The following is a 20,535-nucleotide window of genomic DNA, read 5'->3' on the forward strand; positions in this document are numbered from 1 at the left end:
AATTATTTCCCTGTACCGAGTGATTCGGCCGTCTGCTGCAAGGACTTCAGGGCCTCTTCGGGAGTTTTGCCGCCCTTCACGACCTGTTCGAGCTCGCTGTCTGCGGCTGCGGCTACTTGGGTCCACGTCTCAACGGAAGGCGGGTTATTGGTGGTCTTCAACTGTTCTCCGAAGACGGCAAGCTTGCTGTCTTCGGCAAGCGACGGATCCTTCCAAGCGCTCTCCTGGGAGGGAAGATCTCCGGTGGCCTTGTACCACTTGAGTTGAACCTCGGGCTTGGACAGCCACTGGACAAGCTTCCAGGCTGCATCCCGGTTCTTGGACTTTTTGAAAACCACAAGGTTGGATCCGCCCACGAAGGAGGTGGCAGTCTTCGCCTTAGGCATCGGCACCACTTTGTACTTCTCCGCGAAGCCCTCACCACCGGCTTTGTTGAGAAGCCCCACATGCCACGGGCCGCTGATCATCATGGGAGCTGAGCCGTCCACGAATTGCGTTTCGGCTGTTGCGCCAGTGGCTACGGTCTTGGATGCTATTCCTTCGCTGAAGAAGCCGGAGTAGAACTTCAAGGCCTCAGCAGCTTCCGGGGTGTCGAGGGTCCACTTGGTCCCGTCGTCGTTGAGGAGCTTGGCGCCATTTGACCACTGGAACGGCAATGTTGCCTGGTACGAGTCCGCACCGCCTGGAGGCATCTGAACGCCGTATTGTGCCCCGGCTTTTTCTTGAAGAGCTTTGGCGAGGTTCTTGAAGTCGTCCCAAGTCTCCGGGGCTTTGTCGATCCCGGCCTTCTCGGCGAGGTCGGTCCGGTAGTAGACCACCCGGGTTTCCACGTACCAGGGCACGCCGTAGCTGGTGCCTTCGACTTCGGTGGACTTCGCCGAGCCGGGGAAGAACGTACTGGAATCTATCTCCGACGGCGTGGGCTCGAACGCGGGACTGAAGTCGCCCATCCACGTAGTACCCATTTGCGCGACGTCCGGCACGGTTCCTCCGGCGATCGCTGTCTGGTACTTGCTGAGCGCGGCGTTCCATGGAATGGCTGTGACGTTGACTGTTACGCCGGGGTTCTCTGCCTCGAATTCCTTGAGAAGCTCGGGCAACGCTTCCCCCTCGCTGCCCTGCGCCCACAGGGTAATGGTTCCGGTGGCCGGACCTGAAGCTACGGGGGTTGAGGATTCTTTTGCTGCGCCGTTGCCGTCCCGGCCGCAAGCCGTCAAGAGGAGGGCAGCAGCCAGACCAACAGCAGCTGCCTTCGCGGCTTTCGGATGGATCATCGTCGTTCCTTTCGTGGTGGCCAAGGTCTGCAGACAATCGGAGGCGCGAATGGTCAGGACAGCACGAGGCCTGCGCATAAGAATCTATGCGCTTTGATTTCGGACAAGACCTAATCTAAGCGCATTGACTGTGAGTTTGGCAACACTTCGGAACGGTAAGTGGATAAGTTTTTCCCCTTAGCGGGGGAGCGGGAAGAACTAACCGCCTTGGCAGCCGCAGCTCTCGCGGACCACCAGGCGCACCGGGAGGCTCACCGCCGTCGGACGCTTTTCCGGATCATCCAAACGTTCCATCAGCAGCCGCACCATGGTGCGTCCCATGAGTTCCATGGGTTGGCGCACAGTGGTCAACGAAGGCCTGGCCACGCGTCCTGCAGCGATGCCGTCAAAGCCGGTGACGGCGACTTCACCAGGTACGCTCACACCGATGGACGCGAGGGTGTCCAAGACCACCAGGGCATCCTGGTCCGTGGCGCACACGATGGCCTCGGGTATTTGATCACCAGTGCAAGTGTCGCGGATGGCCCTGGCGACGGCGTCCTCGCCCCCGCATGGATAGGCGGGTTTGCCCGCCGGCGCGATGCCGGCATCAGCCAGCGTGGCCAGGAACGCCTGCATGCGTTCGTCGTTATCGGAGGACGGCACGCCGCCGAGGAAGATCAACCGCTTCATTCCGTGGACCGTAACAAGGTGCTCCGTCACGGCCCGGATTCCGGATGCGTTGTCCACGGTGACGTGGTCCAGTTCGGGGTTCAACGCGCTCTCCGAGACTTCCACCACGGGAATTCGGCGGGCAATCCGGGCAAGAGTGGAGCTGGGGACCGAGCGCGGAAACACTGCAAGTCCGTCCACGCGGCCGGCGATGTCTGACAGCACGGCCTCGTTGTTCTCCGGGTTGCCGCCGCCCACTAAGAGTGCCTGACCACGGCGCCAGCACTCCAACTCGACGCCGCGCTGAACCTCGTCAACATACAGCGGAAATAGCCTAAGGTCCTCATTGTCGGGGCCCTCCGGCGCAGGAGATCCGGAGCCTTTGGCCGGGTCCAGGAGGTAGTCGTAAGCGAACAGGCCAAGGGCGCCCGTGCGGCCCCGCGCCAAACCCCTGGCACTGGCGCTGGGCACGTAGCCCAATGCTTCCGCGGCGGCCAGAACCAGTTCCCGGGTGGATGCCTTGACTTTCTCCGGCTGCCTGAAGGTGAAGGAAACTGTCGCTATGGAGACACCTGCACGTTCGGCAACATCATAAACAGTGGGGCCCTTTGCCATTTTCTCTCCTTGTCCACCGAGTCTATGCGCATAGCCACGCAACGTCATCGAGCGGCGTCACCTCGGGCACGACTGTCGTAAAGGAATGGCAGATGGAGGGTGTTATGTGAGAGAGGGCCGGTTGCTCTTCCACATCCCGCCGGGTTTAACGGTTTCCTCCCGCACCGCGCCAGGAGAACCGCGCCAAAGACCCACGCCCATAGACTGGAACGGTGACTTCGCAGATCTCCCTGACCTCCCTTGGCGCCGCCCGGATCGCTGTAACGGCACTGCTCGACGGCGGTGTGCGGCACGTGGTGGTGGCGCCAGGTTCGCGCTCGGCACCGATGGCCTATGCCCTCGCCGAAGCCGAAGCCGCAGGGAGGGTCCACCTGCACGTCAGGATCGACGAGCGCGATGCCGGGTTCACGGGGTTGGGCCTCGCCTTATCGACCGAAGCCCCCGCCGCCGTACTGACGACGTCGGGGACCGCCGTCGGAAACCTCCTTCCGGCGGTGATGGAAGCGAACCATGCGGCCGTGCCGCTGATTGTCATATCGGCAGACCGGCCGGCGGAATTGCACGGAACCGGGGCCAACCAGACCACCACCCAACTGGACCTCTTCGGCGATCACGTACGGTTCGCCGTCGACGTCGCTGCGGGTGACAACCCGCAGCGCGCGGTGGCCACGGCCCTGTACGCGGCCACGGGCGCGCTGGAAGACACCCCGCCCGGTCCGGTCCAGGTGAACCTCGCCTTCCGCGACCCCCTGGTGCCGGAGGCGGGCGACGCCCTCCCGACCGCGGCGGGTCACGGACTGTTCCATTACGACGCCGGTCCGCAGGCGCTTGATCTTCCCGAAGCATCCGCCGGGCTTCCGGAGTGGCGCACGGTGGTGCTTGCAGGGCACGACGCCGGTCCCGTCGCCGAAGCTTTCGCCCGGGCCCACGGGTTGCCGTTGCTGGCGGAGCCATCCTCGAATGCGCGGTTCGGGCCGAACTCCGTGGGCCCGTACCGGCTGCTGCTTGAGCACTTCGGTCCGGAATCGCCGGCGCCCATTGAGCGCGTCGTGCTGTTCGGCCGGCCCACGCTGTCCCGGCCGGTGGGCGCACTCTTGTCGCGTGAAAGCGTGGAATCGGTGATTTACCAGCCTGTTCCCGTCGCCTGGTACCAGGAGGGGCGCCGAAGGGAAGCGCCGGTGGAAACGCTGCCCGGGTTGGCGGAATTCGCAGGCCGGGGCTCCTCGGAATGGCTCGATTCCTGGCTGCTGGCCGGCGCCGCAGCCCAGCACGCCCTTGACGGTGTGCTGGCCGAAGAAGCGGCCGCCACCGGGCCGTCGATCGGTGCAACTGTGTGGAAGCACGCCCGCGGAAAACTCGTGCTCGGATCCTCCAACGGCATCCGCGACGTGGACCTTGCCGGCCAACCGCACCCCGACCCCATCGCAACGGTCTACGCCAACCGCGGACTCGCCGGCATCGACGGAACCTTGGCAACAGCCACCGGAATTGCCCTCGGCAGCGGACGCGAAACCACCGTCCTTCTGGGCGACGTCACCTTCCTCCACGACGTCGGCGGCCTGCTTCTGGGCAAGGGCGAACCGACTCCGGACCTTCGCATCGTGGTCCTCAACGACGCCGGCGGGGCCATCTTCGGGCTGCTCGAACACGGGGCAGTCGAGGACTCAGGCGCCTACGGCACCGCCGTCGAACGCCTCTTCGGCACCCCGCACGCAGTGGACCTTTCGGCACTCGCGGCGGCTTACGGCGTCGGGCATCAAGCGGTGAGTACGACGGCGGAACTTGCCGAAGCGCTGAAGGCGCCGCTCAAGGGACGCAGCATTGTGGAAGTCCGCGCAGACCGGGTGGGACTGCGCGGACTTCATGCCCGGATCAAGGACGCTGTCTCGGCTGCGGTCGGTAAGGTGCTCGCTGCCTGAGGAACGCCCGAAACCCGTCGGGATGTGACAGAGGAACGCCCGGAACCTGTCGGGATGTGAGAGAGGAACGGGGGGGTTAGTCCTCTTCGACGCCGATGTGCGTAGGATCCAGGACGCGGCGCAGGAATTCCTTGGTTCGCGGCTGGGTGGGGGCGCTGATGACCTTCTCGGCCGGGCCTTCCTCCACCACGACGCCACCGTCCATGAACACGACGCGATCGGCGACTTCGCGGGCGAAACCCATCTCGTGCGTGACCACCAGCATGGTCATGCCTTCCTGGGCCAGCTTGCGCATGACGGCCAGGACGTCGCCAACGGTTTCCGGGTCCAGCGCGGAGGTGGGCTCGTCGAAGAGCATCAGCTGCGGGTCCATGGACAGGGCGCGGGCGATGGCCACGCGCTGCTGCTGCCCGCCGGAGAGCTGGTCCGGGTAGCGCTCGGCGAGATGTCCCAGGCCCACGCGTTCCAGGTTCCGCCGGGCAACCTCGCCTGCTTCTGCCTTGGAACGCTTGAGGACCTTGATCTGGGACACGGTGCAGTTGTCCAGGACGCTCAAGTGCGGGAAGAGGTTGAAGTGCTGGAACACCATTCCCACGCTTTGGCGCATCCGGTTGAGGTCGACGTCGGGATCGGTCGCCTCGAACTTGCCCACGTTGATGACGCCCGCGTTGGGCTGCTCAAGGAGGTTGACGCAGCGCAGCAGGGTGGACTTGCCGGAACCGGAAGGCCCGATCAGGCACACCACCTGGCCCGGTTCGACGGACAGCGAGATGCCCTTGAGGACCTCGTTGCTGCCGTAGGACTTGCGGAGGTCCTTGATGGTCACGCCCGCAGCGTGGACTGTAGCGGAGTTAGTCATGACGGTCCTGCCTATCGCTTGGTCCGCGCGGAGCGGCTTTCGAACTTCCGTGCCAGGAGGCTCAAGGGGATGGTGATGATCAGGTAGAAGGCACCTGCCACAAGCAGCGGCGTCAGGCCGGCGCCGAGGCTGGAGATACCGTCACGGCCGAACTTGGTGAGTTCGTACTGCGATGCAGTCAGGCCCAGTACGTAGATCAGCGACGAGTCCTTGGTGAGCAGGATGATCTCGTTGGTCAACGGCGGGAGGACGATCTTGAACGCCTGGGGGATGACGATCGTGACCATCGCGCGCCAGTGCGGCATACCCAGCGAACGGGCGGCCTCCATCTGGCCCTTGGGCACGGCCTGCAGGCCTGCGCGGAGTGTTTCAGCGATGTAGGCCGCGGCCACCATGCCCAGGGAGACCATGACGATCACGTTGACGTCCCACTGGATCCCGAAGGCCAGCGGAACACCGTAACCGAAGGCGATGAAGACCAGCAGCGCGGGAACGCCGCGGAAGAACTCGATGTAGCCCGTGGCGATCCAGCGGTACAGCGGGAAGGAGGAGAGCTTCATCAGGGCCAGCAGAAGGCCGCCGGAGAGGCCGACTATGAAGCCGAGGGCCGTGTAGATGAGGGTGTTCTTGAGGCCGATCAGGAAGATGCCCGGGAACATCGGGCCGATCTTGGCGAAGTTGAAGACGCTGTTTCCCACCGTCTTCCAGTCCACGGCAAGGATCACGGCGGCCAGGACCACTACGAAGATTCCGGCCTGGACGTACAGGCTGACTTTGGCGCGTTGACGTGCAGTCATTGCCATGGTGTTCTCACATTCATGTTGCGCAGTTGGGGCCCCGTACGAGTTGTCCTTTGATGAACATCATCGTTACGGGGCCCCGCTTACGTGGATCTTTAGGAGCCGGGGCTCGGAACTACTTGGCGGCCTCGCCGAACCAGGTGGTCTTGAACTTTTCGAGCGTGCCGTCGTCCGTGATGCGCTTCAGGGTCTTGTTCACGGCGTCGCCCATGGCGGTGTTGCCCTTCTTGTAGGCAATGCCGAGCTTCTCGCCGGTGGCGTAGTCTTCAACGCGCTTCAGGTTGGATTCGTCCTTGATGGCGTAGCCAAGCACGGACTGGTTGCCGACGGCTGCGTCGATGGTGCCTGCCTTGAGGGCCTGGACCAGGAGGCCGGAGTCTTCGAACTGCTGGGCGTCGAGTCCCTTGTCCTTGGCGTACTGGGCGCCGGTGGTTGCCTGCTGGACGCCTACCTTCTTGCCCTTTGCACCGTCCAGGTTGGTGATTCCGGAGGACGAGGAAGCCACGAGGGTCAGGTCGTCATCCATGTAGGGCTCGGAGAAGTCCATGACGTTCTTGCGGACATCGGTGATGGAAACCGAGGAGATGGAGACGTCGCAGCCGGCCAGTGCGGTTCCGGTTTCGATTGCTTCGAAGGAGCTGTCCACCACGTTGAGTTCTGCGTTGAGGTCCTTGGCGAGCTCTGCGGCGATGTCCATGTCGAAGCCGACGTTCTTGCCGTCCTTCTGGAATTCGAACGGCTCGTAGGGAATATCCGAGCACACCGTGAGCTTGCCGGCGTTGATGAGCTGGGGGCCCGAACCCGAGGAAGCGGCCGGAGTGGACGAGCCACCACAAGCGGTCAGGGCAAGGGCGCCTGCTGCGAGTACGGCTGCCACCTTGGTGCCGGACAGAACCGAACGGGAGATCTGCATGTTTTTTTACCTTTTGTTGCAGTGGATGCTGAACTGAGTCGGTTTTAGTGTAGCGCCGAACATGAGATGTGCATCACAGGAAACGAAGTTTCACTATTAGATAACCAGTTTAGCCAAGATACAAGTATCCTTACAGACCCTCTGTCCGGGATACCGGATTTACCGCCGGATACCCAGAGCTTCCAGCATGGGCCGGAACTTCGCCCACGTCTCAGCAAGCTCGGCCTCGGGCTGGGAACCCTCCACGATCCCGCACCCTGCGAACAGGCGAACAGTATTAGCGTCTTCAATCACTGCCCCGCGCAGGGCGATGCCCCATTCGCCGTTCCCGGCGGCGTCGAGCCAGCCGACCGGTCCGGCGTACGGGCCGCGGTCCAGGTGCTCGAGTTTGCGGATCAAAGCTCCGGCAACCTGGGTGGGCGTTCCGCACACTGCGGCGGTGGGGTGCAGCGCATTGATGAGGGCCAGGCAGGTGGGCACGTGCCCCTCGATATCGGCCAGCTCCGCCTTCACGTCCGAGGCCAGGTGCCACACGTTGGGCAGCTCCAGGATGAACGGCTCGCTGTGGGAGTTCATGGCCTCGGAAAAGGGTGCCAGCTGCCGGGTCAGGGAATCGATGGCAATCTCGTGCTCGTGCCGCTGCTTCTCAGAGCCGGCCAGGACGCGCTCGGCGTACTCCATGGGGGAGCCCTCAACGCCCTCGGCATCCCGACGGTCCAGGGTTCCGGCGAGTACGCGGGCCTGGGCGGTGCGGCCCTCCACCTGGATCAACATCTCCGGCGTCGCCCCCACCAAACCGTCAACGCCGTACGTCCAGCATTCCCGGTACCTGGCCGCGAGCTGGCGAAGCACCTCAGCTGCGCTGACGCCTTCCGGCAAGTTCGCAACGACGTCGCGCGCCAACACCAGCTTCTCCAGCTTGCCGGCGCGGATTTCCTCCACCCCGTTGGTCACGGCCTCCATCCACGCGGCCTCGCTCAAGGAACCGCGGCCAAGCGAGCCCCGCGAACCGTTGAGCGCAGCAACCTCAGGCGAGGGCCCGACGTCGGACCCTCCCGCCGCGGGCTCGTCACCGTTCGCGTCGGACAGCCACCGTTCCCAGGCCGCCAGCACGCCCGCCTCGGTGAGGGGCGCGTCGTCGAACGTCAGCTGCGTGGCCCAGGCCCGGCCGTCACGCATGCCGACCACAAGTTCGGGGAGGATGAGGCGCGAAACGTGCGGAGACGTCTTGGAGAAAGCGAACGAGCCGAAGGCGACCGGACCCGTACCAGGAAGCTCCACCTGGTCTGTGATATCGGCCTCAAGAATCAAATGCCGCCACCACATATCGGCCTCGAGGAAACGGTCAGGGCCGGTGGCGTTGAACCGGGTCAGCTCGCCATAGCCCACCAGCCCGGCTTCGCGGCGTGACCAGCAAAGCACGTCATCGCGCACCAAAAACGACGGCAGCCCCCCTGAGGATGAATCAACATCGAGGGGGACTGTCAAAGTACGCAGAGTGCTGGTCATGATGGAACTACAGTACTCCCGGCCGCAAGCTGAACCCGCGCCGTCTTCTACAGCGCAGCAAACTCCGCGGAATGTCTGAGACAATTGCAGGGTGAACCGAGCATCCTTGGAAAAGCGTCCGGACGAAGTTGCGACGATGTTTGATGATGTCGCCCCAAAATACGACGTCGTCAATGATGTCCTCTCCATGGGGCAGACCCGTCGGTGGCGCCGGATCGTGGTGGATGCCATGGACGTCAAGGCAGGCCAGCGCGTCCTGGATCTCGCGGCTGGAACGGGCACCTCAAGTGAGCCCTACGCAGACGCCGGCGTGGACGTCGTCGCCTGCGACTTCTCCCTGGGGATGCTCAAAGTAGGCAAGCGCCGCCGCCCGGACATCGACTTCATCGCCGGGGATGCCACCAACCTCCCGTTCGCGGACAACAGCTTTGACGCCTCCACCATTTCCTTTGGCCTGCGCAACGTCGTAGAGCCGCGCAAGGCCTTGGAAGAGATGCTCAGGGTCACCAAGCCCGGCGGCCGCCTGGTCATCGCCGAGTTCTCCCAGCCGGTCATTCCGCTGTGGCGCACCATGTACACCGAATACCTCATGCGCGCCCTGCCGGCAATCGCCACCAAGGTCTCCTCCAACCCGGACGCCTACGTCTACCTGGCCGAGTCCATCCGCGCCTGGCCCGACCAGGACCACCTGGCGCAGTGGCTCGCCGACGCCGGCTGGACGGACATCACCTACCGCAACCTCAGTGGCGGCATCGTGGCCGTGCACCGCGCGCAGAAGCCGGCGGAGCACCGGGAAAGCGTGCCGGTCGCGAAGCTGCGCCGCCAGATCAAGCCCCGCCGTACAGGCGCACAGTCCGGCTAAGTTGCTGATTTAGGACAACGTGAAAGTACTCATAGTTGGCGCGGGTCCCGCCGGGTCCACCGCCGCGTATTACCTCGCCCAGGCAGGCATCGACGTCACGGTGCTCGAAAAAACGGCCTTCCCCCGGGAAAAGGTGTGCGGCGACGGACTCACGCCGCGCGCTGTCCGTGAGATCCAGAAGCTGGGACTCCCGCATTCCGAGGACGCCGGTTGGCGGCGGAACAAGGGCCTTCGACTCATTGCCGGCGGCCGCACCATCGAGCTGCCCTGGCCCGAGGTCTCCGATTTCCCCACCTACGGCCTGATCCGTACCCGGCTGGGCTTCGACGAATCCCTCGCCCGGCACGCTGAGTCCGCGGGCGCCGTCGTGCTTGAACGCCACAGCGTCACAAGCGCACTGCAGGACGACGACGGCCGGGTCATCGGCGCGCGCGCCGCCATCCTGGACGAGTCCGGACGGAAGACGGGCGAGACGCGCGACTTCCTTGCCGACGTCGTACTGGCCGCGGACGGCAACTCGACGCGGACCGCAGTGTCCCTTGGAATGCACAAGCGCGACGACCGGCCCTTGGGCGTTGCCGTGCGCACCTACTTCACCTCGCCGCGCCATGACGACGACTGGATGGAAGGGTGGCTGGAGCTGCCCGGCAAGTCAGGAAAGCCGCTGCCCGGGTACGGCTGGGTCTTCGGCGTCGGCGACGGGACGTCCAACGTGGGCCTCGGGATCCTGAATTCGTCCAAGGAATTCGGCAAGCTCGACTACAAGCAGGTCCTGCGCGAATGGACCGCCGCAATGCCTGCCGAGTGGGGCTTCACCCCGGAGAACCAAGTGGGGGAGATCCGCGGTGCCGCGCTGCCCATGGGCTTTAACCGCACACCCCACTACTCGCCCGGCATGCTCCTTCTGGGGGATGCGGGAGGCATGGTGTCGCCCTTCAACGGTGAGGGCATTTCCTACGCCATGGAGTCGGCGCGGTTCGCTGCGGAGTTTCTTGTCGACGCCGCCGCGCGTTCCGCTTCCGCCGGGTGGACCACGGACGACGCCGACGCGCACCTGTCGCGGTACGCGGACTACGTCCGGGACCAGTGGGGTTCGCACTTCACGCTCGGAAGGGCGTTTGCCTTCCTGATCGGCAAGCCTGCCGTGATGAAGCTGGCCCTGCGCACGGGCATGCCCATCCCGGTGCTGATGCGCTTTGTGGTTCGCCTGCTGGCAAACCTGACTGATTCGTCGGCGAAGGGTTTCGAGGACCGTGTGATCCGGGTGCTCGAAATGCTCGTTCCGCCGACATCCAATACATCCTCCGGCCGGTCTTTGACGGCGGCAGGGTCTGACACCGCGGTTTCCGCACCAACTAGTTAGGGTTAATCCGTGACGAACTCTGCCGAACACAGCTGGACCCACGCCGGGCACGGCCTGCCGGACCCCCAAGAGCCTGCTCCCAACACCACCGCGATCGCCACCGGACTCCAGCTGCCCGCAGGATTTGCCGCCATCGCAGGTGATCCCGAGCTGGGGCCCGCCATCACCACCAACCTTGCCCGGGTTGAGAAGAAGCTTCGCGAGGCCATCTCCAATTCCGATCCCTTGGCTGACGCGACGTCGCGGCACCTGGTGGAAGCAGGCGGCAAGCGCATCCGTCCCCTGTTGACCCTGCTGTGTGCCCACCTCGGCGATGCTTCCCGCCCCGAGGTGGTCCAGGCCGCCGTCGTAGTTGAACTGACCCACCTGGCCACGCTGTACCACGACGACGTCATGGACTCCGCACCCTTCCGGCGCGGCGCCCCCACGGCCCACGAAGTATGGGGCAACTCCGTGGCCATCCTCACCGGCGACCTCATCTTCGCCCGTGCATCGATCCTGGTTTCCGAACTGGGTTCGCGTGCGCTTGGTATCCAGGCCCGTACCTTCGAACGACTGTGCCTCGGCCAGCTCCACGAAACCGTTGGTCCCCGCGAGGACGAGGACGCCGTTGAGCACTACCTCTCCGTCATTGCGGACAAGACCGGCTCGCTGGTTGCCGCCTCGGGGCAGCTGGGCGCGATCTTCGCCGGCGCTGACGCTGCGTTTGAAGATGTGCTGGTGGAATACGGCGAGAAGGTTGGCGTTGCCTTCCAGTTGGCCGACGACGTCATCGATGTCACCGGCGTGAAGGTCAAGTCCGGCAAGTCCCCGGGCACCGACCTCCGTGAAGGCGTGCCTACGCTGCCCGTCCTGCTGCTGCGTCGTGATGCTGCAGCCGGCGATGCCTCCGCTGCCGCCCTGCTGGAGCTGGTGGACGGTGACCTGTCTTCCGACGCCGCCTTGGCCGACGCTGTTGCCGGCCTGCGCGAACACCCTGTCACTGCGGAGTCCTGGAAGATCGCCCGCGACTGGTCCGACCAGGCCATCGCCGCCCTGGCGCCGCTGCCGGAGGGTGTTGTGAAGGCGTCCCTGACCAACTTTGCACACGCCGTGGTGGACCGCAGCAGCTAGGTTCTTTGTGTCCCCGGCAGGCACCTGACCCTTATGGGGGAGGGTGCCTGCCTTTTTGGTTGCCGGGGTGCCGTTGGGTTGCTGGTCGGGTTGCTGGTTGGGTGTTCGTTGGCCGGTTTTGTGCTGGGCGAGCCGCCACGACCAACTTTGGCCTTGAACAGGAACGCTAGGCCCCGTTTATGCGGCGTGTCCTGCATTTGCGGGTTCAATGTGGGTGGCGGCGGCACGCATCCATTTGCGAGGAACAGGCTTAAACGGAATGGCCCCGGCTCGCTGCAACGTTACGAGTCATACGCTGCACCGAACCGGGACCACAATCTCCGTTCGCATCAGACCCACCGGAGGCATTTAGTGGATCCGTGAATAGCTTATGACAACCCTGTCATATTTGCAACTTAGATGGTCAATGATTTTTTCCACGGTGTGCAGCGATTTACAGACCCCAAAGTCAGTGCCCCGACGGCGGGCCGCCGCCACCTGCTTTGCCGCCCGAACCAGGAGACACGCCGTCTTTCCGGGGGGGGCTGGGCCAATTCCCCGCGATGTGGGTCGTGGCGGCCCGGGCAAAGTGGATGCGGCCGGCCTGGAATGCAAGCCGTGGCGGGCCGGGAGGGTTATCCACATAGCCCACTTTGTGCCCGCTAGGCTCCTTCGGCGGACCTGACCATGGCCATATGGACATCGTCGATTTTCTCCGCAGCCGACATGGGGTTGCGACCACCAAAACCCTTTACACCGCTGGTTTTAGCCGTCGAGCCTTGGCCAAGGCGGTCGGATCCGGCCGGGTCGCCAGACTGCACCGCGGTGTGTACGTGTCCAAGGGCGCCGATCCGGACGTTGTGGCTGCGTTCCGTGCCAACGGGAAGCTGACGTGCGTTTCGGGGGCCCGCTTCTACGGGCTCTGGACCCTTCATGATGTGGCGGACCTGCATCTCAGCTGCGGCACGGGGTTGGCCCGCCGCCACATAGTTCACCACGGCCAGTGCATCCATCCGGATCATCCATATCTGCCGGTGGCAGGAGTTGCCGATGTACTGCTCCATGCACTGAGGTGCCGGCCGGAGCTCGAAGCCTTGGTCATGGTGCAAGGTGCTGTCAGCCAAGCACTGTTGGGACCGGACTTTCTTCGGAGCAAACTGCCTGGCAATAGGAACGGACGGCTGAGGGCCATAGTTGATCTGGTCCTGCCAAGGGCGGACTCGCTTCTGGAAGTGCTGGCCCACACACACTTCACAAGGGCCGGCCTCAAGGTTCAGATGCATGTGGATGTCCCCGGCGTGGGCGAAGTTGACTGCTTGATCGAGGATTGCCTGATCGTCGAATTGGACGGAGAGACACACTTCGAGGCGAAACAAGTCAAAAAGGACCATTACCGGGACAACGCCTCCATCCGGGGCGGACGACTGAGCCTGCACTATTACTACGCGGACGTGGTCTATCACCCGCAGCGGATGGTGGACGAAGTCCTCGAAGTGCTGGCGAACAGGGAGGCAGGTCGCTTCGGACCGTTCCGCTACATTGCCGGGCCGCCGCCGTCGTGATTAAAACCAGACGCCCGGGGCCCCGCAATAAGGCCCCGACTGCGCGCCGCCACCACCAACTTTGGAACGGCGAGCTCCCCGAAACCGGCTTGGGACGGCGTGTCGCCGGGCATCGCGGCTCAAAGTGGGTCGTGGCGGCACGCCGCCCACGGCAACCCCAAGCAAAGCAAACCCAAAAAACGGCCCCCGCCAACCACAGAGGCTGCGCGGGGGCCGGGGGCCGGGGGCCGGGAAGAAAGGAAGCTGGGAAGCCCTAGTCTTCGTCGTTGAAGGCCCAATCGAACATGTCGAAGACGAACTCGGAGAAGGTACCTTCTTCGCTCTTCCACTGGCCGCGGGCGTTGTTGCGGCGGTAGACGATGGGGTCCGGGACGCCGAGGTCGGCCACGCGGAAGCCCCAAGTGAACTGTTCGTCCTCGTCCTCAAGGAACATGAGGAAGCCCTCGTCATCTACTTCCAGCTCCTCGGGGTCCCAGAAGTAGTGGTAGGCCTCCATGAGGTCCTCGCAGCCACCCAAAGCAAGGTAGAACTCGCGGAGAACCAGGGGGATGGTGAAGGAGTGCTCGGACAGGGCGTCGTCCAGTTCCTCATGCGTCAGGCCGTCTTCTTCCTGCCATTCATCCTCGAGATACTTTGGGACCAGCGCGCGGAACTTCTCGAGGAACATGTCAGTCATGCTCCCATCCTAGCTAATCCCGGACCACGGAATTTCCGCCGGATCCGGCCCCCGCGCGGTGCCATCCGCGGACCGCCAAGGGTACGTACCAGCCGCGTCGCCAGGCCGTCACCCGGAAGGCAAAAACGACGGCGGCAATCACTCCGGCGATCAGTCCGCTGAAGACGCCGAGGTGCCAGGCCAGGGTGGTCAAACCAGCCCCGACGAACGCCGGCAAGGCGTAGATATCGCGGTTGTCGAACAGGGTGGGGATCTCGTTGGCGGTGATGTCGCGCAGAAGCCCGCCGCCGACGGCCGTGGTCACGCCCAGGAGGATGCAGGTCACCGGGTTCATGCCCGCAGTGATGGCCTTCAACGTCCCGGTGATGCAAAACAAACCCAGCCCTGCGGCGTCGAACAGTATCAGCAGCGACGTGAAGCGTTGGACCGAGGAGAAAAGGAAATAGACCAGACCGGCCGCCAGCAGGGGCGGGGCCAGGTAGGCGGGGTTGGTGAAAGCGACAGGGGGAGCGGTGTTGAGAATGACGTCGCGGATCACGCCGCCGCCCAGGGCCGCAATGGAGGCGAGCAACACCGAACCGAGCACGTCGAACTGTTTCCGCGCCGCCAGCAGTGACCCGGAGACGGCGAAGAAGAACACGCCCACGAGGTCGAGCCAGAGAAGAACAATGTCAATGGAAATCAACTGAACGGGTTCTTTCTTGAGCGGGCTTCTCAACAGGTGCTGGCTCAACGTTACGCTAGCTCCCATGAACAGCCCCGTCTTGATCGCCTGTGCCCATGGAACCCGCAACGCAGAAGGGCAGGCAGCCATCCGCAAAGTCATGGCTGACATCGAAGACCTGCGTCCGGGGCTGCAGGTCCTTGAGGCGTACGTCGACGTCCAGGAGCCGGAGCTGTCCGGAGTGGTGGAGGGCCTGCCCGAGGGGACGGCCGCCGTCGTCGTGCCTCTTCTGCTGTCCACCGGTTTCCATATCAAGGTGGACGTCCCCAAGGCGATCAAGAGCCGTCCCGAAGTAGTAGCCGCCAGGCCGCTGGGTCCGGACCCCCGGCTCGCCGAACTGTTGGCCACGCACCTGCGCGCCGCAGGCCTGCAGGACAACGACGGCGTCCTGCTGGCTGCCGCTGGATCGTCACTTCCGGACGGGTCGGTGGACTCGGAAGAGCAGGCGCGCCTGCTGGCTGAACTGCTGCCGAACAAAGTCCGGGTGGCCTATGGCGCCAGCGCAGAACCGAACGTGCCCGACGGCGTCGCCTCCTTGCGTGCCGAACTCGCGCAGGACGGTGGCCGGGTCTTCATCGCGTCCTACTTGCTGGCAACCGGGTATTTCCACGACCAGTTGTTCAAGGCCGGTGCCGATGTTGTGACTGCTCCTTTGCTGCCGTCGCCGGTCATGGCCGAGATTGCGCTGGAACGGTACGACGCGGTGCTGGCAGCCCGCTAAGGTCCTCCCGCGGCGGGCAGCGCGAACCTGCACAGGAACCCCTCTTGGACAAGGCCGCAGCGGTGTTCATGACGAAGTGTTTCCTTAGGTGACTCAACATTTCCCGACCTTTGCTGGCGAAATCGGGCCACCCCTAACCTCGAAATATGACAGATACAGCTGTAGTCGGTGCGCCCACGGACACCGCCAAGCGCCCGGCACGCTCCCGCCCTGCCGCAAAGCCCCACGGCCAGTGGAAGGTTGACGGCACAACGCCCCTCAACGCCAACGAAACCTGGAAGCAGGAAGACAATGGGCTGAACGTCCGTGAGCGCATTGAGTCTGTCTACGCCAAAGAAGGCTTCGACTCGATCGACGGCACGGACCTCCACGGCCGCTTCCGTTGGTGGGGCCTCTACACGCAGCGCAAGCCCGGGATCGACGGCGGCAAGACGGCAACGCTGGAACCGCACGAGCTCGAAGACAAGTACTTCATGTTGCGCGTCCGCATCGACGGCGGTGCCCTGACCACCGAGCAACTGCGCATCATCGGCCAGATCTCCGTGGACTTTGCCCGCGGCTCGGCCGATCTCACTGACCGCCAGAACATCCAGCTTCACTGGATCCGCGTGGAGGACGTCCCGGAGATCTGGCGCCGCCTGGAGTCCGTTGGCCTTTCCACGACTGAGGCTTGCGGCGACGTTCCGCGCGTCATCCTGGGTTCCCCGGTGGCCGGAATCGCCAAAGACGAGATCATCGACCCCACACCGCTGATCCACGAACTCTCCGAGCGCTTCATCGGCGACCCGGAACTGGCCAACCTGCCCCGCAAATACAAGACGGCCATCACGGGCCACCCGTCCCAGGACGTGGTCCACGAGATCAACGACTTCGCCCTGGTTGGCGTCGTCCACCCCGAGCTGGGCGCCGGTTACGACCTTTGGGTTGGCGGCGGCCTGTCCACCAACCCGCGCCTGGCTGAGCGCTTGGGAGTGTTCGTTTCCGCCGATGTTGCAGCCGAAGTGTGGCTGGGCGTCACCAGCATCTTCCGTGACTACGGCTACCGCCGCATGCGCACCAAGGCCCGCCTCAAGTTCCTCCTGAATGACTGGGGCCCTGCCAAGTTCCGCCAGATCCTCGAAGACGAATACCTGGGCTTCAAGCTCCCGGACGGCCCGGCTGCGCCCAAGCCGAGCGCACCCGGCGACCACATCGGCGTGCACGAACAGAAGGACGGAAAGTTCTTCATCGGCGTCACCCCCACGGTTGGCCGCATGTCCGGTGAATCGTTGGTCAAGCTGGCTGACACCCTGGAGCAGCACGGCACGTACCGACTGCGGACCACCCCGCACCAGAAGCTGGTGATCCTGGACGTCACCAAGGAGCAGGTGGAGCCGCTGATCGCTGAACTGGACACCCTGGGCCTCTCCGCGCGTCCCTCCGTGTTCCGCCGAGGCACCATCGCCTGCACGGGCATCGAGTTCTGCAAGCTGGCCATCGTGGAAACCAAGGTCACCGCCGCTACCGCCATCGCCGAGCTGGAACGCCGCCTGGCCGACCTCGTGGAGACCAAGCAGCTGCCGCAGGCACTGTCCCTCCACATCAACGGCTGCCCGAACTCGTGCGCCCGCATCCAGACCGCTGACATCGGCCTCAAGGGCATGATGCTGCCAACGCCCGACGGCGACCCCACCCCGGGTTTCCAGGTCCACCTCGGTGGCGGGCTGGCCAACAACGAGCGCGAGGAAGCCGGCCTGGGCCGTACCGTCCGCGGCCTCAAGGTCACGGTCGATGACCTGCCCGACTACGTGGAGCGTGTGGTCCGTAAGTTCGTCGCCGTCGGCGCCGAGGGCCAGACCTTCGCCGAGTGGGCCCACTCCGCCGACGAAGGAGACCTGCAATGACCTTGGCCCTCAAGCGCTCCAACGAAGAGCTCAAGGCACTGGCCGAAGCCGGCGCCGCAGAGCTCGGTTGGAACCCTTCATCTGCCGACGTCATCGCCTGGGTTGCGCGGAACTTCGAGCTGCCGGCCATCACGGTTGCCTGCTCCATGGCCGACGCCGTACTTCCGGCTTTGGTCGCAGACCAGCTGCCCGGCGTCGACGTCTTGTTCCTGGAGACCGGCTACCACTTCAAGGAGACCTACCAGACCCGGGCGGAGGTTGCCGCCAACCTCCGCGTCAACGTGGTGGACGTGCTCCCGGAACACACCGTGGAAGAGCAGGACACTTTGCTTGGCAAGGACCTCTTCGCCCGCGATCCCGGCCAGTGCTGCTCGCTCCGCAAGGTCCAGCCCCTCCGCCGTTCGTTGGCAGGCTACGAAGTGTGGTTCACCGGTGTCCGCCGCGACGAAGGACCCACCCGCACCAACACCCCGGTGGTCACCTGGGACGAAGGCTTCGGCCTGGTCAAGGTGAACCCGATGGTCGACTGGAGCTTCGATCAGTTGGTGGAGTACTCCGAGGACAACATCCTTCCCGTCAACCCCCTCCTGAGCCAGGGCTACCCGTCCATCGGCTGCCAGCCCTGCACCCGCAAAGTGGCCCCGGGCGAAGACCCCCGCGCAGGCCGCTGGGCAGGATCCGACAAGACAGAATGCGGACTACACACATGAGCACTCAAACAACAACGGACGCCTACGCAGCAGATGCCGCCCCCGCCCCTTCGGCCGAGCGCCTGAGCTCACTGGACACCCTTGAGTCCGAGGCGATCCACATTATCCGCGAGGTCGTGGCCGAGTTCGAGAAGCCTGCCCTGCTGTTCTCCGGCGGCAAGGACTCCGTGGTGATGCTGCACCTGGCCACCAAGGCGTTCTGGCCCGGCAAGGTTCCTTTCCCCGTGCTGCACGTGGATACGGGCCACAACTTCCCGGAGGTCCTCGACTTCCGCGACCGTACCGTGGAGCGCCTGGGCCTGAAGCTTGTTGTGGGTTCCGTGCAGGAGTTCATTGACCGCGGCGAATTGGCCGAGCGTGCTGATGGAACCCGCAACCCGCTGCAGACCGTTCCGCTGCTGGACGCTATCCAGAAGAACAAGTTCGACGCCGTCTTCGGTGGCGGACGCCGTGACGAAGACAAGGCCCGGGCCAAGGAACGCATCCTGAGCCTGCGTGACGAGTTCGGCCAGTGGGATCCGCGCAACCAGCGTCCCGAGCTGTGGAACCTTTACAACGGACGCCACACCGTGGGCCAGCACGTGCGCGCGTTCCCCATCAGCAACTGGACCGAATTGGACATCTGGCGCTACATCGAGCGCGAGAACATCGAGCTCCCCGGCCTGTACTACGCCCACGAGCGCGAGGTCTTTGCCCGCGACGGCATGTGGCGTGCAGTCGGTGAAGTTTCCCAGCCGCTCCCGCACGAGGAAGTCATCACCAAGACGGTCCGTTACCGCACGGTGGGCGACATGTCCTGCACAGGTGCCGTCGAGTCCGACGCGTTCACCGTGGCCGACGTCGTTGTTGAAGTCGCTGCCTCCACCCTGACCGAACGTGGCGCCACCCGCGCAGATGACCGCATCTCCGAGGCAGCCATGGAAGACCGCAAGAAGGACGGCTACTTCTAAATGAGCACCGAAACCGCATCCCTCATCGCCGCCACAGACGGCCTGGAGTCCGCTCCGCTGCCGTCAACGCTCTTCCGTTTCGCCACTGCCGGATCGGTCGACGACGGCAAGTCCACTTTGGTGGGCCGCCTCCTTCACGATTCCAAGGCGATCCTTGCCGACCAGCTCGACGCCGTTGCCCGCACCTCCGCGGACCGCGGCTTCGGCGGGGACAAGGGCGGCATCGACCTGGCGCTCCTGACGGACGGCCTGCGTGCCGAGCGTGAGCAGGGCATCACCATCGACGTTGCCTACCGCTACTTCGCCACCGACCGCCGCAGCTTCATCCTCGCGGACTGCCCCGGCCACGTTCAGTACACCAAGAACACGGTGACGGGCGCGTCCACTGCGGATGCCGTCGTCGTACTCATCGACGCCCGCAAGGGTGTCCTGGAGCAGACCCGCCGGCACCTGTCCGTGCTGCAGTTGCTGCGCGTGGCGCACGTGATCGTGGCCGTCAACAAGATCGACCTGGTGGACTTCAGCGAGCAGGTGTTCCGCGACATCGAGGCCGACGTCCGCAAGGTAGCCCAGGAACTCGGCCTTGGTTCCGATGGCGTCTCCGACCTGCTCGTGGTGCCCGTGTCGGCGCTCGACGGCGACAACGTCGTGGACCGCTCGGAGCGCACGCCCTGGTACAGCGGGCCTGCGTTGCTGGAAGTCCTTGAGACCCTACCGGCCGCCGATGAACTCGAAGCCGAACTGGAGAGCTTCCGCTTTCCCGTCCAGCTGGTCATTCGTCCGCAGGGTGCGCTGGCACCGGACGCCGTAACTGCCGGGCTGGACGTCGAGGCATACCGGGACTACCGCGCCTACGCCGGCCAGATCACCGAAGGTTCGGTCAAGGTGGGCGACGAAGTCACCGTCCTGACTCCCGGCCACGAACCGCGGACCACCACGGTTGTGGGGATCGACTTTGCCGGCCGTTCCTTGGAGGAAGCAGCTGCCCCGCAGTCCGTTGCCCTTCGCCTGGCCGACGAACTGGACGTCGCCCGCGGCGACACCATTGCCGCGGCAGGCACGGTCCGCGAAGCCTCCGCAGATCTTTATTCGTCCCTGTGCTGGCTCTCGCCCAAGCCGCTGCGCGAAGGCCAGAAGGTCCTCGTCAAGCACGGCACCCGCACGGTGCAGGCCTTGGTCCGTACGGTGTCCGGGAAGCTGGACCTCGCCACGTTCAAGGTGGAACCGGCGTCGAGCCTGGAACTCAACGACATCGGCCACGCCCAGCTGCGTCTCGCCGCTGCGCTGCCCTTGGAGAACTACCTCCACCACCGGCGCACGGGCGCGTTCCTGGTGATCGACCCCATCGACGGCAACACCCTTGCCGCCGGCCTGGTCAAGGACCACCCGGGCGACCACGAAGACGAACGTTACGTCATCTAGGGACACACACAGTCACAAAACCGCAGCTTG

Annotated in this window: 18 protein-coding genes; 10 read left to right on the plus strand and 8 right to left on the minus strand. The window is 64.5% G+C overall.

Features of this window, described 5'->3' with window-relative positions:
- Positions 1-2 precede the first annotated feature (2 nt).
- Positions 3-1,274, minus strand: coding sequence for a sugar ABC transporter substrate-binding protein (locus tag HMI59_RS05380; RefSeq protein WP_193593070.1), 1,272 nt, complete (start codon positions 1,272-1,274; stop codon positions 3-5).
- Between the two features lie 198 nt (positions 1,275-1,472).
- Positions 1,473-2,540: a LacI family DNA-binding transcriptional regulator gene (locus HMI59_RS05385; protein ID WP_193593071.1), complete on the minus strand. Its 1,068-nt coding sequence runs from the start codon at positions 2,538-2,540 to the stop codon at positions 1,473-1,475.
- 212 nt (positions 2,541-2,752) lie between these two features.
- Here HMI59_RS05385 and menD point away from each other — a divergent pair, with 212 nt between their 5' ends.
- Positions 2,753-4,459, plus strand: a complete 1,707-nt coding sequence (gene menD, locus HMI59_RS05390) for a 2-succinyl-5-enolpyruvyl-6-hydroxy-3-cyclohexene-1-carboxylic-acid synthase (protein WP_193593072.1) — start codon at positions 2,753-2,755, stop codon at positions 4,457-4,459.
- A 76-nt stretch (positions 4,460-4,535) separates the two neighbouring features.
- Here the strand turns inward: menD and HMI59_RS05395 are convergent, their stop codons facing one another.
- The 4 genes from HMI59_RS05395 to HMI59_RS05410 form a co-directional block, all read right to left on the minus strand.
- A complete protein-coding gene (locus HMI59_RS05395) occupies positions 4,536-5,318 on the minus strand; it encodes an amino acid ABC transporter ATP-binding protein (protein WP_021472275.1) in 783 nt (260 codons plus the stop codon).
- An 11-nt stretch (positions 5,319-5,329) separates the two neighbouring features.
- Positions 5,330-6,121, minus strand: a complete 792-nt coding sequence (locus HMI59_RS05400; RefSeq protein ID WP_021472276.1) for an amino acid ABC transporter permease — start codon at positions 6,119-6,121, stop codon at positions 5,330-5,332.
- Positions 6,122-6,233: 112 nt separating this feature from the next.
- Positions 6,234-7,031, minus strand: coding sequence for an ABC transporter substrate-binding protein (locus HMI59_RS05405; protein WP_021472277.1), 798 nt, complete (start codon positions 7,029-7,031; stop codon positions 6,234-6,236).
- A 159-nt stretch (positions 7,032-7,190) separates the two neighbouring features.
- Positions 7,191-8,540, minus strand: coding sequence for an isochorismate synthase MenF (locus HMI59_RS05410; protein ID WP_193593073.1), 1,350 nt, complete (start codon positions 8,538-8,540; stop codon positions 7,191-7,193).
- 91 nt (positions 8,541-8,631) lie between these two features.
- Between HMI59_RS05410 and HMI59_RS05415 the strand changes: the two genes are divergently transcribed.
- The 4 genes from HMI59_RS05415 to HMI59_RS05430 all read left to right on the plus strand — a co-directional run bounded on the left by HMI59_RS05415 (position 8,632) and on the right by HMI59_RS05430 (position 13,419).
- On the plus strand, positions 8,632-9,402 hold the full coding sequence (locus tag HMI59_RS05415; protein ID WP_031216520.1) for a demethylmenaquinone methyltransferase: 771 nt from the start codon (positions 8,632-8,634) through the stop codon (positions 9,400-9,402).
- A 19-nt stretch (positions 9,403-9,421) separates the two neighbouring features.
- Positions 9,422-10,765 (plus strand): geranylgeranyl reductase family protein, encoded by a 1,344-nt coding sequence (locus tag HMI59_RS05420; RefSeq protein ID WP_193593074.1) that lies wholly within the window; start codon positions 9,422-9,424, stop codon positions 10,763-10,765.
- Between the two features lie 9 nt (positions 10,766-10,774).
- Positions 10,775-11,878, plus strand: a complete 1,104-nt coding sequence (locus tag HMI59_RS05425; RefSeq protein ID WP_021472281.1) for a polyprenyl synthetase family protein — start codon at positions 10,775-10,777, stop codon at positions 11,876-11,878.
- A 674-nt stretch (positions 11,879-12,552) separates the two neighbouring features.
- Complete coding sequence (locus HMI59_RS05430) at positions 12,553-13,419, plus strand: type IV toxin-antitoxin system AbiEi family antitoxin domain-containing protein (protein WP_193593075.1); 867 nt, start codon at positions 12,553-12,555, stop codon at positions 13,417-13,419.
- Positions 13,420-13,672: 253 nt separating this feature from the next.
- On the opposite strand, the gene HMI59_RS05435 is transcribed toward HMI59_RS05430, so the two are convergent.
- Both HMI59_RS05435 and HMI59_RS05440 read right to left on the minus strand, forming a co-directional pair.
- On the minus strand, positions 13,673-14,095 hold the full coding sequence (locus HMI59_RS05435; RefSeq protein WP_193593076.1) for a hypothetical protein: 423 nt from the start codon (positions 14,093-14,095) through the stop codon (positions 13,673-13,675).
- Between the two features lie 13 nt (positions 14,096-14,108).
- Positions 14,109-14,780, minus strand: coding sequence for a trimeric intracellular cation channel family protein (locus HMI59_RS05440; RefSeq protein WP_166183854.1), 672 nt, complete (start codon positions 14,778-14,780; stop codon positions 14,109-14,111).
- 64 nt (positions 14,781-14,844) lie between these two features.
- Here HMI59_RS05440 and HMI59_RS05445 point away from each other — a divergent pair, with 64 nt between their 5' ends.
- The 5 genes from HMI59_RS05445 (at position 14,845) to HMI59_RS05465 (ending at position 20,505) form a co-directional block, all read left to right on the plus strand.
- Positions 14,845-15,540, plus strand: coding sequence for a sirohydrochlorin chelatase (locus HMI59_RS05445; protein WP_193593077.1), 696 nt, complete (start codon positions 14,845-14,847; stop codon positions 15,538-15,540).
- A 146-nt stretch (positions 15,541-15,686) separates the two neighbouring features.
- Complete coding sequence (locus HMI59_RS05450) at positions 15,687-17,423, plus strand: nitrite/sulfite reductase (RefSeq protein WP_069695829.1); 1,737 nt, start codon at positions 15,687-15,689, stop codon at positions 17,421-17,423.
- Complete coding sequence (locus HMI59_RS05455; protein WP_062097634.1) at positions 17,420-18,133, plus strand: phosphoadenylyl-sulfate reductase; 714 nt, start codon at positions 17,420-17,422, stop codon at positions 18,131-18,133. Before HMI59_RS05450 ends, HMI59_RS05455 begins: the two co-directional genes overlap by 4 nt.
- Positions 18,130-19,083 (plus strand): sulfate adenylyltransferase subunit CysD, encoded by a 954-nt coding sequence (gene cysD, locus HMI59_RS05460; RefSeq protein WP_021472288.1) that lies wholly within the window; start codon positions 18,130-18,132, stop codon positions 19,081-19,083. Before HMI59_RS05455 ends, cysD begins: the two co-directional genes overlap by 4 nt.
- Positions 19,084-20,505, plus strand: a complete 1,422-nt coding sequence (locus tag HMI59_RS05465) for a sulfate adenylyltransferase subunit 1 (protein ID WP_193593078.1) — start codon at positions 19,084-19,086, stop codon at positions 20,503-20,505. It abuts the gene before it with no gap.
- Positions 20,506-20,535 lie beyond the last annotated feature (30 nt).

It is taken from the genome of Paenarthrobacter sp. YJN-5 (genome assembly GCF_015040095.1).
In the GTDB taxonomy this organism is placed as follows: Bacteria; Actinomycetota; Actinomycetes; order Actinomycetales; family Micrococcaceae; genus Arthrobacter; species Arthrobacter ureafaciens.